The organism is Janthinobacterium sp. 1_2014MBL_MicDiv (assembly GCF_001865675.1).
Lineage (GTDB): Bacteria > Pseudomonadota > Gammaproteobacteria > Burkholderiales > Burkholderiaceae_D > Janthinobacterium.
In genome coordinates this window covers 2,682,367-2,694,511 of sequence record NZ_CP011319.1, presented here as the reverse complement: position 1 = coordinate 2,694,511, position 12,145 = coordinate 2,682,367, and the positions used below count along the sequence as shown (strand labels likewise).

Genomic DNA, 12,145 nt, shown 5'->3' with positions numbered 1-12,145 from the left:
TGCGCTGCGCGCTGACCCGACCTGCCATAGCCGCAGCAGGTCGGCGCAGGCCGGATTAGGCGGGGCCGCCGAGGCCGCAGGCCGTCATCCGACAACCTCGTGCGCAAGGCTCAAAACTCCAGCCGCATCTCCACATGCGCAATCCCCGCCTCTTCGAATACATTCCCCTGCTGCACGAAACCGTGGCGCGCATAGAATGGCGCGGCCACGGTTTGCGCGTTCAGCACGACGGCGCGGTCGCCCCGTTCGCGCGCTTTTTCCATCAGCAGTTGCAGGATGGCGCCGCCCACGCCCGTGCCGCGGCCCGGCTGGCGCACGGCCATGCGGCCGATGTGGCCATCCGGCAGTAAACGGCCCGTGCCGACGGCAACGCCGGCCGCGTCATAGGCGACGGCATGCAGGCAGACGGCGTCCATGTCGTCGAGTTCGATCTCGGCCGGCACTTTCTGTTCATCGACAAAGACTTCGAAACGGATGGCGGTGGCGTCCTGGCCCAGGGTGGCCCAGTCGCCGAGGCGGATAGTGTGCTTGGTCATGGTAGGCAGTAGTAAAAGACAGGCCGTTATTGTCGCACGGCCTGCCCTTCTTTAGCAGGGCACGCAGCCCGACCGCGTCAAGTCAGCTTCACCAGCTGCTTGCCGAAGTTACGGCCTTTTAACAGACCGATGAAGGCTTCGGGCGCGCTGGCCAGGCCGTCGGCCACGGATTCGCGGAATGTCAGCTTGCCCGTCGCCACCAGCGAACCCAGTTCCGCCAGGCCTTGCGGCCAGAATTCCGGCTGTTCCGAAACGATGAAGCCGCGCACGGTGAGGCGGTTGGTGAGGATCAGGCGCGCATTGTCGAGCGGCGTCGGCTCGCCATTGTAGCCGGCGATCCAGCCGCACACGGCCACGCGGCCAAACGCGTTGGTGCGCGCCAGGGCCGCATCGAATACGGCGCCGCCCACGTTTTCAAAGATGGCGTCGATGCCGTCCGGCGTGGCCGCCGCCAGGTCGGACGCCAGATTGCCCGCCTTGTAGTCGATGCAGGCGTCAAAACCCAGCGTATCGACGACGTACGCGCATTTCTCGGCGCCGCCGGCGATGCCGACCACCCGGCAACCTTGCAATTTCGCCAGCTGGCCGACGACGCTGCCCACGGCGCCGCTGGCGGCCGACACGACCACGGTTTCGCCCGCCTTTGGCGCCATGATCTGGTTCAAGCCATACCAGGCCGTCATGCCGGGCATGCCCACGGCGCCCAGGTAGGCGGACGCCGGGATATGCGTGGTATCGACCTTGCGCAGCATCGTGCCGTCCGACACGGCCACTTCCGTCCAGCCCAGGGTGCCCACCACCGTGTCGCCGACGGCAAACTTCGGATGCTTCGACTCGAGCACCACGCCGACCGTGCCGCCTATCATGGTTTCATCGAGCGCCTGCGGCGCCGCATAGCTTTTATTCGCGCTCATGCGCCCGCGCATATAGGGATCGAGCGACAGATAATGGTTGCGCACCAGCAACTGGCCCTCCGCGATGGCGGGAATGTCTTTGGTTTCCAGGCGAAAATGCGCCGGCTGGACTTCATCCGTGGACGCGGGGCGCGAAGCGAGGACGATGCGTTGATATGTGCTCATGATGCTCCTGTCAATAAAGTTGATGGCTAACATTGATATTCACGACACCGTACCAAACCGTCGCGAGCGCCAGGCGGAGGCAACCGGGAAGCGCAACCGTACTGAAGGACGGTAAACATCGCGGGCCGCCTGTGCCGACGCGCAGCAGGTTTAGTTCTGCGTCCTTACACTTCGTAATCCATGCATTGCCGCGCTTCGCGCACGGCGCCGAAAAACGGCTTGATCTTCACATGCTCGGGGTGGTTCTGGTAGGCATCGAGCGCTTCGCGGCTGGCGAACTCGCTGTACAGCACGATGTCGTACGTGGCTTCCAGGCCAGGCTGGGCCACTGCCGCCTCGAATGTCACGATGCCGGGCACCAGGTCGGCGCAGGAATCGAGCAAAGCCTTGAGTTTCAATGCATTCGTGGCGCGGTCCGCGCCTTCGGCATGGTCTTTGAGTTTCCAGAAAACGATGTGCTTGATCATGGTGGCAGGCTGGTTGTTTATAAATGAAGCATTACTGTAACCGCTATCGGCGCGCTCTGCAGGAACAGGGGGCGGAATGCAAACGGGCGGCCACAAAGGCCGCCCGCAGACGCGATTACATGGCTGGACTCGCGATCATCACAGCACTTCGAACAGGCCGGCCGCGCCCTGCCCGCCGCCGATGCACATGGTCACCACCACGTATTTCACGCCACGGCGCTTGCCTTCGATCAAGGCGTGGCCCGTCAGGCGCGCGCCCGACACGCCGAACGGGTGGCCGACGGCGATGGCGCCGCCGTTTACGTTCAGGCGCTCCATGGGGATGCCCAGCGTGTCGGCGCAGTACAGCACTTGCACGGCGAATGCCTCGTTGAGTTCCCACAGGCCGATGTCGGCCACCGTCAAGCCCGCTTTTTTCAACAGTTTCGGGATGGCAAACACCGGGCCGATGCCCATTTCATCGGGTTCGCAGCCGGCCACGGCAAAGCCGCGGAACACGCCCAGCGGCTGCAAGCCTTTCGCTTCGGCCACTTTGGCGTTCATCACGATGGCCATCGACGCGCCGTCGGAAAACTGGCTGGCATTGCCGGCGCTGATGACGCCGCCCGGCATGGCAGGCCGGATCTTCGCCACGCCGTCATATGTGGTGTCGGCGCGGATGCCTTCGTCGGCGGCAATCGTCACTTCGCGCGACACCAGCATGCCGCTGGCCTTGTCGGCCACGCCCATGATGGTGGTCATCGGCACGATTTCCGCGTCGAACAGGCCGGCGGCCTGGGCCGCGGCGGCGCGCTGCTGGCTTTGCGCGCCATACACATCCTGGCGTTCGCGCGAAATCTGGTAGCGCTTGGCCACGGTTTCGGCCGTCTGCAGCATGGGCCAGTACACTTCCGGCTTGTGCTGCTGCAGCCAGACGTCGCGGTACATATGCGTATTCATCTCGTTTTGTACGCAGGAAATCGACTCCACGCCGCCGGCCGCATAGATATCGCCTTCGCCGGCGATGATGCGCTGCGCCGCCAAGGCGATCGCCTGCAGGCCGGACGAGCAGAAGCGGTTGACGGTCATGCCGGCCGTCGTCACGGGGCAGCCGCCGCGCAAGGCCACCTGGCGCGCGATATTGCCGCCCGTCGCGCCTTCCGGAAACGCGCAGCCAACCAGTACGTCTTCCACTTCTTCCGCCTCGATGCGCGCGCGCTCGACGGCGGCGGCCAGCACATGGCCGCCCAGGGTGGCGCCATGCGTCATGTTGAACGCGCCCTTCCAGGACTTGGCCAGGCCCGTGCGGGCGGTCGAAACGATGACGGCTTCATTCATGCTGTGTCTCCTTGTGGGAATGTTTTGTGGTGATGTCTACGGTGCAGTGCATGCAGGCAGAATAGCACATTTAAGTACGGTCGTTCGCAAAGTTGCACGCTGTTTTGCGCCCGCGTAAAAGCCGCGCACTGTAAGCTCCGTGTAAGTTTCAAGCAAGCATGACGTAAGGTTAAGAGAACACACTCGGCTCCAGCTGTTGCAAGAATGGTCAATCTAAGACCTCGGCAACGGTTCACTATAAATATAGGGAGACAAACCATGGCAACACCATCCGGCTCGGCCGACGTACGGAAAATTTCCACCAAGGGAACTCCGATTACGCCGGAGGAACGCAAGGTCATCTTTGCGTCCTCGCTAGGCACCGTCTTTGAATGGTACGATTTTTACCTGTACGGTTCGCTGGCCTCCATCATCGCCAAGCAATTCTTCATCGGCGACCCCACCACCACCTTCATTTTCGCGCTGCTGGCCTTTGCCGCCGGCTTCATCGTGCGTCCCTTCGGCGCGCTGGTCTTCGGCCGCCTCGGCGACATGATCGGCCGCAAGTACACCTTCCTCGTCACCATCATCATCATGGGTGGCTCCACCTTCATCGTCGGCTTGCTGCCGGGCCATGCGTCCATCGGCATCGCCGCGCCTATCATCCTCGTCATCCTGCGCATCCTGCAAGGCCTGGCCCTGGGCGGCGAATACGGCGGCGCCGCCACGTATGTGGCGGAACACGCCCCTGAAGGCAAGCGCGGTGCGTTCACGGCGTGGATCCAGACGACGGCGACCCTGGGCTTCTTCCTGTCGCTGATGGTCATCCTGGGCACCCGCCTGGCGACCGGCGAGCAGGCATTCGAGGCGTGGGGCTGGCGCGTGCCGTTCCTGCTCTCCGTGGTGCTGCTGGGTATTTCCGTCTGGATCCGCATGGCCATGAATGAATCGCCGGCGTTCGCCAAGATGAAAGCCGAAGGCAAGACCTCGAAAGCCCCGCTGACGGAAGCATTCGGCAAGTGGAAAAACCTGAAGATCGTCATCCTGGCCCTGATCGGCCTGACCGCAGGCCAGGCCGTCGTCTGGTACACGGGCCAGTTCTACGCGCTGTTCTTCATGATCCAGACCCTGAAAGTGGACCTGGCAACGGCCAACGTGCTCGTCGCCATCGCCCTGCTGCTGGCCACGCCGTTCTTCCTGTTCTTCGGCAGCCTGTCCGACCGCATCGGCCGCAAGTACATCATCCTCGGCGGCTGCCTGATCGCCGCCGCCACCTACTTCCCGATCTTCAACGGCCTGACCCACTTCGCCAACCCGCAACTGGAAGCTGCACTGAAGAACTCGCCAGTGGTCGTGGTGGCCGATCCCGCCTCCTGCCACTTCCAGTTCAACATGACGGGCACCAAGAAATTCCCATCGTCGTGCGACATCGCCACCGGCTTCCTGTCGAACAGCTCCGTCAACTACACGAAGGAAGATGCACCGGCAGGCAGCATCGCCAAGGTCCGCATCGGCACGAAGGAGTTCTCCTCGTTTAACGCCGTCATGACTGCCGATGGCCTGAACTTCGACGCCGAGAGCAAGGCCCATGAAGCGGCGCTGAAGAAGGAACTGGGCGCCGGCATCAAGGAAGCCGGTTACCCTGCGAAAGCCGATCCGGAACAGATCAACAAGCCGATGGTCGTGCTGCTGCTGTTCATCCTGGTGCTGTACGTGACCATGGTGTACGGCCCGATCGCCGCCATGCTGGTGGAAATGTTCCCGACCCGCATACGCTACACCTCGATGTCCCTGCCTTACCATATCGGTAACGGCTGGTTCGGCGGCCTGTTGCCGACCACGGCCTTCGCGCTGGTGGCCTTCAAGGGCGACATCTATTATGGCCTGTGGTATCCGATCGTCGTCGCCCTGGCGACTGTCGTGATCGGCACCCTGTTTGTCGGCGAAACCAAAGACAACAATATCTACGCCGACGACTGATGCAATGCAAGCCCCGGCCGCGCTGCCGGGGCCCGCAAAGCAAAACGCCGCTGATATCTCAGCGGCGTTTTTTTTATGCGGCGGCGGGACGCTTACTTTTCCGTGGCGCCCTTTTTCAGCTTGTCGCGCTGCTGCACGTATTCCTGGTAGCTGGTCTGGTTGCGCTTGCGGCAGGCATTGCGGTCGTCGAAATTATTCAGGCTGTTGCAGTACTCGCCGATCTTGTCCCGGTTCGCGTCATACAGTACCTCGCAGCCGGTAATGGCCAACAGGAAGGGAACGATCAGATATTTCATTGCATCTCACATGTGTATGGAAGGGATTGCGCGACAAAAAACACCAGGTTACAAGCTTGATAAGCGAGCGGCTTTATCTTAACGCGATCCCGGCGCGAAGTACAAGCGCTCGGTATTACTGAATGGTAATAATTAACGGCGGCGCCCATGCTTCCCGGCCCAGCCTGGCGCGCCAGCCCGGCCGCATGCTATGGTAGCTGTTGCTTTCACGCTCAATGCTCCGGACATGCCCGCCACCGCCACCTTCCTGCCGCCCGCCCCCGACGCTGCGCTGCAGCCAGCCTTCGACGCCCTGCTGCAGGACGCCTGCGCCACCCTGGCCGCGCACGCCGGGGACTTGCTCGATGGCATCTACCTTTACGGCAGCATCGCGCGCGGCGACGCCACGCCTGGCGTATCCGACCTCGACCTGACGCTGGTGCTGCGCCAGGCGCCGGCACCGGCGCACGCCGCGGCGCTGGAAACGCTGCGGCAGGCGTTGCAGGCGCGCCATCCGGAAGTGCTCAAGGTCGATTTCGATATCGGCCACCGGGCCCAGGTGCTGGCGCCGGAGCACTTGTACAGCTGGGGCTACTGGCTCAAGCACCAGTGCCGCTGCCTGTGGGGCGACGACCTGTCGACCCATTTCGCGCCGTTCGCGCCATCGCGCGCCATCGCCATGGCCGTGAATGGCGACTTTGCCCACGTGCTGGACGACTACGCGCGGCGCCTCGAAAGGGCGACCGAGCCGGCCGCCATCGCGCGCCTGCAGCGGGAAGCGTCACGCAAGCTGATCCGTTCCACGAATATCCTGCGCCGCGACGGCGACGCCTGCTGGCCCGCCAGCCTGGACGAACACGCGCAGCTGTTCCTGCGCCGCCATCCCGGCATGCGGGCGCAGCTGGCCTGCTTCCTGGCCCAGGCCCGGCCGGGCGCCGCGCCGGCTGACGGCTTCGTGCCGGCGCTGCGCCAGTTCACGCGGTGGCTGGCGCGGCAGCAGGCGATTTAAGCGCCCGGCTCCCCGTTCAACAGGGGATTGCCGGCCGCAAACGTGGCCAGGTGCTCGAGCAGCACGCGCACGCGGGCCGGCAGGTAGCGCCGCTGCGTCCACACGGCGTACACGTGGCGAGGCTGCGGCATCCAGTCGGGCAGGACGCGCACCAGGCTGCCACGGGCCACTTCGTCGCGGCATTGCAGCAGCGGACACAGCAAGATGCCGATGCTGGCGTCCGCCATTTCCACGGCCAGGCGCATTTCATTGACGCGCAGGCGCGCCTGCGGCTGGATCACCATTTCGGCGCCGTCGCCGGGCCGCCGCAAGCGCCAGCTGCGCAGCGGTTCGGCCACGATCAGCTCATGCCGCTCGAGTTCCTGCAAGTCTTGCGGCACGCCGGCGCGCGCCAGGTAAGCGGGCGCGGCGACCATCACCAGCGCAGCGCTGCCCAGGCGGCGCTGCATCAGCGAGGAATCGTCGAGCGCGCCCACGCGGATGGCCAGGTCGGCGCCGCTCACCACCAGGTCTTGCAGGCGGTTCGACAGTTCCAGCTCCAGGCGGATGTCGGGATACTGCCGCATGAAGCTGACCCAGGCCGGCGTCAGCAGGCCGCTGGCAAAGTTGACGGGCGCCAGCACGCGGATGCTGCCCGAGACGGCCGACAGGCTGGCGTCGAGCTGCCGCGTGGCTTGCCGCAAGGCATGCACGAGCGGGCGGCACTGCTCATAGTATTGCCAGCCTTCCGCCGTCGGCTGCAGGCGGCGCGCGCTGCGGTTCAGCAAGCGGTAACCGAGCTCGCTTTCCAGTTTTTGCAGGCGGCGCGTGACGGTGGCGGGCGGCAAGTCTTCCTGCACGGCGGCCGCATGCAGGCTGCCCGCCTCCACGATGGCGACAAACAGGGCCAGGTCATCCAGCATGATGCGTCGAATATGATTTCATTTATGGAATTTGAAATTAAAAATTTCGCTCTAGTATAGATTGCCGCAAGTGTTTACGCTGTCATTTCTCAATCATTTGGAAGATGACGCCATGTCCGACGCCCTGCGCCTGCGTTTCGTGTTTGCCCTGCTGATGTCGCTGGTGATGACCTTGCTGATGAGCGCCTGGGTCACCTGGCTCAATATCGGCCTGCAGGCGGACTTCCTGCCGCGCTGGCGCCATGCCTTCCTTGCCGCCTGGCCCGTCGCCTTTTGCGCCGTGATGCTGTTCGCGCCGCGCGTGCAAGCGCTCAGCCGTGGCATCGTCGCCAGGATCGCGCGTCCGGCGCCGGCCTGCCCGACCTGTGCTTGCGGCGGCGCGCCAGCGGGCACGGCCTGCTCCTGCTCGTCCTGAGCCGCCACCGCCGATCTCCGCCTGATCTGGGCCTGCCTTGACCAAAGGTAGTCTTCGCACAGGATCACTTGGTCATTCTGCCCTCGCCAGGCCCACATGGCGTCCGATACGGGCTATGCTATGGCCGTCCCCGATTACAGTGGAGTGCCCATGCTCGATCACGTTTCCCTCACCGTCGCCGACCTGGCGCGCGCGGAACGCTTCTACGACGCCGTCTTCGCCGCGCTGGGCGTGCCCAAGGTGGGCAGCGACCATGCGAACGCGTGGATAGGCTATGGCGAACGCAGCGACGCCGAATTCCCCGCGCGCAGCTATTTTTCCGTGCGCCTCGGTCCCGCGCCCGACGACGCGCCGCGCCGCCACTGCTGCTTCAAGGCGCCATCGCGCGCCGCCGTGGACGCCTTCTGGCAGGCGGGCCTGGCGCACGGCGGCTTCGACCTGGGCGCGCCGGGCTTGCGCCATTATCACGCCAGCTATTACGCGGCCTTTCTGTTCGATCCGGACGGCAACCGCATCGAAGCCGTCTGCCATCGCGCCGACGCCGGCTGACAGGACGGAAAACCACCTCTGTTCGGCATTTCCACTTCGGGACGATTTGCCTATAATGGCTGGCACGCCATACCGGTCCCCGGTCCCTGCACCAAGAAGGAAATTCATGCATCATCTATTCGTCGACCGCCGCGCGCGCGCCATTCTCCTCGGCAGTGTCGGGCTGTTGCTGTCCGGCTGCTCCCTGCTGCCTTCTTCCCCCGTGATGCCCGGCGTGCCGGCCACCGCCGCCCTGCCCGACGCCACCATCGCCTACACGCTGACAGGACAAGGCACGCTGCCGGTGGTCTTCCAGTCGGCCATGGGCGACGGCAAGGATGTGTGGACCACCGTGGTGCCCGAAGTGGCAAAGCAGCACCGCGTGCTCGTGTATGACCGTCCCGGCTACGGCGACAGCCGGAAAACCACCACGCCGCGCGACCCGTGCACCATCGCGGCCCAGCAGCGCGCCCTGCTGGCGCAAGCGGGCCTGAAGCCGCCGTATGTGCTGGTCGGCCAGGGCTTGGGGGGCCTGTACCAGTATGTGTATGCCAAGCTGTATCCGCAGGACGTGGCCGGGCTGGTCTTGCTCGACCCTACCCACCCGCAGCAATGGAGCCGCATGCAGACGGACGCGTCCACCTACGCCATGCTCGTGAAGACGCGGCGCAAGCTGATGTTCAACAGTGCCGAGTCGGCCGAATTCGATGCCCAGGCGCAGTGCCTGCAGCATGTGGACATGGCCAGCCCGCTGCGCATCCCGGCCATGCTGCTGGTGCGCGACAAGTTCGGCATCGAGGAAATGGGCTCGTTTGAAACCCTGGTGCGGGCGCAGGAGAAGGACTGGCAGCGCCTGTCCGGCGCGCCTGCCATCGAGCGTATCACGGGCGCCGGCTACTACATCCAGAAGGACAACCCCGTCATCGTCAACGAAGCGGTGAAGATGGTGGCGAAGAAAAAATAACAACGCAGGTCGGATTGGCGGCATGCCGCGTAATCCGACACCGCTACGGCCAACAATGTTGTCGGATTACGCGAGGCGCAGCCTCGCTAATCCGACCTACATCCGACCTACCCCATCATCAGCTATTGAATCCCTTGCCCTCGCCCGCCAGCTTCACCAGCAGCGGCGCCGGCGTCCATGCCTCGCCGTGGCGGCCTTTCGCGTAGCCATTGATCGTATCGAGCACGTTCGGCAAGCCGACGCTGTCCGCATAGAACATGGGGCCGCCGCGGAACAGGGGGAAGCCGTAGCCCGTCAGGTAGACCATGTCGATGTCCGAAGCACGCAGGGCGATGCCCTCCTCCAGGATGCGCGCGCCCTCGTTGACGAGCGCATACACGAGCCGCTCGACGATTTCCTGGTCGCCGATCTTGCGCCGCGCCACGCCGATGTCGGCGCTATGCTGCACGATCATGGCATTGACCTGCTCCGATGGATAGGCCTTGCGGTCGCCCGCCTTGTAGTCATACCAGCCGGCGCCCGTCTTCTGGCCATAGCGTTTCAATTCGCACAGCAGGTCGGCCGTCTTCGAATACGTCACTTCCGGCTTTTCCACATAGCGGCGCTTGCGGATGGCCCAGCCGATGTCGTTGCCGGCCAGGTCGCCCATGCGGAACGGGCCCATGGCGAAGCCGAATTTCTCGACCGCCTTGTCCACCTGCTCCGGCAAACAGCCTTCCTCCAGCAGGAATCCGGCCTGGCGGCTGTACTGCTCGATCATGCGGTTGCCGATGAAGCCGTCGCACACGCCCGAGACGACGCCCGTCTTTTTCAGCTTTTTCGACAGCGCCAGCGCCGTCGCCAGCACGTCCTTGCCCGTTGCCTTGCCGCGCACGATTTCCAGCAGCTTCATGACGTTCGCGGGGCTGAAGAAATGCGTGCCGACCACGTCCTGCGGCCGCGCGGTAAACGCGGCGATCTTGTCCAGGTCCAGGGTCGAGGTGTTCGAGGCGAGGATGGCGCCCGGCTTCATGACGGCGTCGAGCTGGCGGAACACGGTTTCCTTCACGCCCAGCTCTTCGAAGACGGCTTCGATGACGATGTCGGCCTGCGCGATATCCGCATAGGCCAGCGTGCCGCTGACCAATGCGATGCGCTGCTCGGCCTTCTCTTGCGTCAGCTTGCCCTTCTTCACCGTGTTCTCGTAATTCCTGCGGATGGTGGCCAGGCCCTTGTCCAGCGCTTCCTGCTGCGTTTCCAGCAGCGTCACGGGTATGCCCGCGTTGGCGAAGTTCATGGCGATGCCGCCGCCCATGGTGCCGGCGCCGACGATGGCCGCGCCGGCGATCGTGCGCACGGGCGTGTCGGCCGGCACGTCGGGCACCTTGCTGGCCACGCGCTCGGCAAAGAAGGCGTGGCGCAGGGCTTTCGACTCGGGCGACTGCACCAGCTGCATGAACAGTTCGCGCTCATACTTCAAGCCGTCGTCGAATTTCATCGTCACGGCGGCCGCCACGGCATCCACGCATTTCAGCGGCGCGGGGAACGGGCCGGACATGGCTTTCACCGTGTTGCGCGAAAACTGCAGAAAGGCTTCGTGGTTCGGGTAATCGACCTTGCGCTCGCGCACTTTCGGCAACGGGCGCACGTCGGCCACCTTCGTCGCGAAGGCCACGGCGGCGCCCAGCAAGTCCGCGCCCGGCGCGATGACTTCGTCGAACAGGGCCGTGCCGGCCAGCTTGTCGGACGCCACGGGCGTACCCGAGACGATCATGTTGAGCGCCATTTCCAGGCCCAGCACGCGCGGCAGGCGCTGCGTGCCGCCCGCGCCCGGCAAGATGCCCAGCTTGACTTCCGGCAAGGCCATCTGCGCGCCCGGCGCGGCCACGCGGTAGTTGCAGCCGAGGGCCAGCTCCAGGCCGCCGCCCATGCAGACGCTGTGGATGGCCGCCACGACGGGCTTGCCCGACTGCTCGACCACATTGATCAAGGTATGCAGGGTCGGTTCCGTGAGCGCCTTGGGCGAATTGAATTCCTTGATATCGGCGCCGCCCGAGAAGGCCTTGCCGGCGCCCGTGATGACGATGGCTTTCACGCTGTCGTCGGCCAGCGCCTGGCGGATGCCGGCGACGGCGGCCGTGCGCGTTGCCAGGCCCAGGCCATTGACTGGCGGATTGCTAAGGGTAATGACGGCAACGGCGCCGTTCACCTGATATTCAGCACTCATGTCTCTTCCTTATTGGTTTTGCTCAACGTATGAGGTGGTTGCAAGGGATGAAGCTTCACTATACCGCATAAAAGAACGCTCGTATTATTTTTGTCGTGGCGTGCCAGGCGGTCGCCCTCGGCGCCATGGTACAACATCGCCCACCTGCGCATGGCGGCACCGACCGCGCCCGACGCCAGCAGCTATCGTTTGGATATTCATTTAAATAATAAAACAGCAATAAGAAAAACATCGTTTTATTATATGAAAAATGCCCCGATATATACCAACACTGGACAATAACGACACTTTTCGCATTATTTATTCAGCCCCCTTGTTTTTCGCCTGACGCTGGGGAATAATAAAATAGTTGATTCAAATCAATACTCTGCAATTGATTTAATATTAGGCACAGTCATTGCCGAAATAGCCGTGCGTATTGCGGACATTCTCACCGATTATCACCGCGCGCACGGTCGCCATCATTTTTTCATGGATGTAAGCCATTT

General features: G+C 63.7%; 12 protein-coding genes. 5 read left to right on the top strand and 7 right to left on the bottom strand.

The genetic code is table 11. From position 1 onward, the window contains the following. Nucleotides 1-110 precede the first annotated feature (110 nt). From YQ44_RS11770 to YQ44_RS11755, 4 genes are all read right to left on the bottom strand, one after another. The gene (locus tag YQ44_RS11770) at nucleotides 111-536 is read right to left on the bottom strand and encodes a GNAT family N-acetyltransferase (protein ID WP_071323542.1); all 426 of its coding nucleotides are present in this window, start codon (nucleotides 534-536) and stop codon (nucleotides 111-113) included. Nucleotides 537-613: 77 nt separating this feature from the next. Further along, entirely contained in the window at nucleotides 614-1,615 is a 1,002-nt protein-coding gene (locus YQ44_RS11765) for an NADP-dependent oxidoreductase (RefSeq protein ID WP_071323541.1), read from the bottom strand. A 164-nt stretch (nucleotides 1,616-1,779) separates the two neighbouring features. Beyond that, nucleotides 1,780-2,082 (bottom strand): Dabb family protein, encoded by a 303-nt coding sequence (locus YQ44_RS11760; protein WP_071323540.1) that lies wholly within the window; start codon nucleotides 2,080-2,082, stop codon nucleotides 1,780-1,782. 138 nt (nucleotides 2,083-2,220) lie between these two features. Next, the gene (locus YQ44_RS11755; RefSeq protein ID WP_071323539.1) at nucleotides 2,221-3,399 is read right to left on the bottom strand and encodes an acetyl-CoA C-acyltransferase; all 1,179 of its coding nucleotides are present in this window, start codon (nucleotides 3,397-3,399) and stop codon (nucleotides 2,221-2,223) included. Between the two features lie 258 nt (nucleotides 3,400-3,657). Between YQ44_RS11755 and YQ44_RS11750 the strand changes: the two genes are divergently transcribed. Continuing rightward, complete coding sequence (locus tag YQ44_RS11750) at nucleotides 3,658-5,358, top strand: MFS transporter (protein WP_071323538.1); 1,701 nt, start codon at nucleotides 3,658-3,660, stop codon at nucleotides 5,356-5,358. Nucleotides 5,359-5,450: 92 nt separating this feature from the next. Here YQ44_RS11750 and YQ44_RS11745 read toward each other — a convergent pair whose 3' ends face one another. Then, entirely contained in the window at nucleotides 5,451-5,654 is a 204-nt protein-coding gene (locus YQ44_RS11745; protein WP_071323537.1) for a hypothetical protein, read from the bottom strand. A gap of 226 nt (nucleotides 5,655-5,880) precedes the next feature. On the opposite strand from YQ44_RS11745, the gene YQ44_RS11740 reads away from it, so the two are divergent. Continuing rightward, nucleotides 5,881-6,642: a nucleotidyltransferase domain-containing protein gene (locus YQ44_RS11740; RefSeq protein WP_071323536.1), complete on the top strand. Its 762-nt coding sequence runs from the start codon at nucleotides 5,881-5,883 to the stop codon at nucleotides 6,640-6,642. Here YQ44_RS11740 and YQ44_RS11735 read toward each other — a convergent pair. Then, a complete protein-coding gene (locus YQ44_RS11735; RefSeq protein WP_071323535.1) occupies nucleotides 6,639-7,544 on the bottom strand; it encodes a LysR family transcriptional regulator in 906 nt (301 codons plus the stop codon). The two genes, YQ44_RS11740 and YQ44_RS11735, sit on opposite strands and share 4 nt — an antisense overlap. Nucleotides 7,545-7,656: 112 nt before the next feature. Here YQ44_RS11735 and YQ44_RS11730 point away from each other — a divergent pair, with 112 nt between their 5' ends. The 3 genes from YQ44_RS11730 (at nucleotide 7,657) to YQ44_RS11720 (ending at nucleotide 9,451) form a co-directional block, all read left to right on the top strand. Beyond that, a complete protein-coding gene (locus YQ44_RS11730) occupies nucleotides 7,657-7,959 on the top strand; it encodes a DUF2798 domain-containing protein (RefSeq protein WP_071326425.1) in 303 nt (100 codons plus the stop codon). Between the two features lie 150 nt (nucleotides 7,960-8,109). Then, a complete protein-coding gene (locus YQ44_RS11725; protein ID WP_071323534.1) occupies nucleotides 8,110-8,508 on the top strand; it encodes a VOC family protein in 399 nt (132 codons plus the stop codon). A 106-nt stretch (nucleotides 8,509-8,614) separates the two neighbouring features. Beyond that, complete coding sequence (locus YQ44_RS11720; RefSeq protein ID WP_071323533.1) at nucleotides 8,615-9,451, top strand: alpha/beta fold hydrolase; 837 nt, start codon at nucleotides 8,615-8,617, stop codon at nucleotides 9,449-9,451. Between the two features lie 118 nt (nucleotides 9,452-9,569). Here the strand turns inward: YQ44_RS11720 and YQ44_RS11715 are convergent, their stop codons facing one another. Then, nucleotides 9,570-11,657: a 3-hydroxyacyl-CoA dehydrogenase NAD-binding domain-containing protein gene (locus YQ44_RS11715; protein ID WP_071323532.1), complete on the bottom strand. Its 2,088-nt coding sequence runs from the start codon at nucleotides 11,655-11,657 to the stop codon at nucleotides 9,570-9,572. Nucleotides 11,658-12,145 lie beyond the last annotated feature (488 nt).

Excerpts from the sequence above, each read along its gene's own strand:
- YQ44_RS11770 (WP_071323542.1), bottom strand. The coding sequence starts at position 536 with ATGACCAAGCACACTATCCGCCTCGGCGACTGGGCCACCCTGGGCCAG.
- YQ44_RS11765 (WP_071323541.1), bottom strand. The coding sequence starts at position 1,615 with ATGAGCACATATCAACGCATCGTCCTCGCTTCGCGCCCCGCGTCCACG.
- YQ44_RS11760 (WP_071323540.1), bottom strand. The coding sequence starts at position 2,082 with ATGATCAAGCACATCGTTTTCTGGAAACTCAAAGACCATGCCGAAGGC.
- YQ44_RS11755 (WP_071323539.1), bottom strand. The coding sequence starts at position 3,399 with ATGAATGAAGCCGTCATCGTTTCGACCGCCCGCACGGGCCTGGCCAAG.
- YQ44_RS11750 (WP_071323538.1), top strand. The coding sequence starts at position 3,658 with ATGGCAACACCATCCGGCTCGGCCGACGTACGGAAAATTTCCACCAAG.
- YQ44_RS11745 (WP_071323537.1), bottom strand. The coding sequence starts at position 5,654 with ATGAAATATCTGATCGTTCCCTTCCTGTTGGCCATTACCGGCTGCGAG.
- YQ44_RS11740 (WP_071323536.1), top strand. The coding sequence starts at position 5,881 with ATGCCCGCCACCGCCACCTTCCTGCCGCCCGCCCCCGACGCTGCGCTG.
- YQ44_RS11735 (WP_071323535.1), bottom strand. The coding sequence starts at position 7,544 with ATGCTGGATGACCTGGCCCTGTTTGTCGCCATCGTGGAGGCGGGCAGC.
- YQ44_RS11730 (WP_071326425.1), top strand. The coding sequence starts at position 7,657 with ATGTCCGACGCCCTGCGCCTGCGTTTCGTGTTTGCCCTGCTGATGTCG.
- YQ44_RS11725 (WP_071323534.1), top strand. The coding sequence starts at position 8,110 with ATGCTCGATCACGTTTCCCTCACCGTCGCCGACCTGGCGCGCGCGGAA.
- YQ44_RS11720 (WP_071323533.1), top strand. The coding sequence starts at position 8,615 with ATGCATCATCTATTCGTCGACCGCCGCGCGCGCGCCATTCTCCTCGGC.
- YQ44_RS11715 (WP_071323532.1), bottom strand. The coding sequence starts at position 11,657 with ATGAGTGCTGAATATCAGGTGAACGGCGCCGTTGCCGTCATTACCCTT.